The following is a 366-nucleotide window of genomic DNA, read 5'->3' as shown; positions in this document are numbered from 1 at the left end:
ATACTGGATACGCAACGGCGGCAAAGCCTCCTGGTGGCCGGATACCAGCCCCTCATAACAGGATAATAATTCTTTTATTAAGATGCCCATCGACCAGCCATCGCTGATGATGTGATGCATGGTGTACACTAACATATATTCCGCGTCGCCGGTTTGTAACAACAACAGTCGCAGTAAAGGCCCCGAGCTCAGATCAAACGGACGAAGCACTTCCGAACGTACCGCCGCAGCCACTTCAGCAGGAGACTGGCGTAAGTCCTTATACGCAATCACAAAAGCATCAGCATTGTGCTGTATAATTTGTCTCAGTTCACCGGCCGCATTCTCTCTAAATATTGTTCTTAATATTTCATGACGCATGATCAG

Annotated in this window: 1 protein-coding gene; it reads right to left on the bottom strand. The window is 47.8% G+C overall.

Going from position 1 to position 366, the window contains the following annotated elements; translation table 11 throughout:
- Positions 1–366: condensation domain-containing protein (locus tag ICL55_RS34980; protein ID WP_188106723.1), on the bottom strand; the 366-nt coding region annotated here is incomplete at both ends.

The organism is Chitinophaga varians (genome assembly GCF_014529945.1).
Taxonomy (GTDB): Bacteria; Bacteroidota; Bacteroidia; order Chitinophagales; family Chitinophagaceae; genus Chitinophaga; species Chitinophaga varians.
The sequence above is the reverse complement of the archived record's forward strand: the minus strand, read 5'-3'. Positions and strand labels throughout refer to the sequence as shown.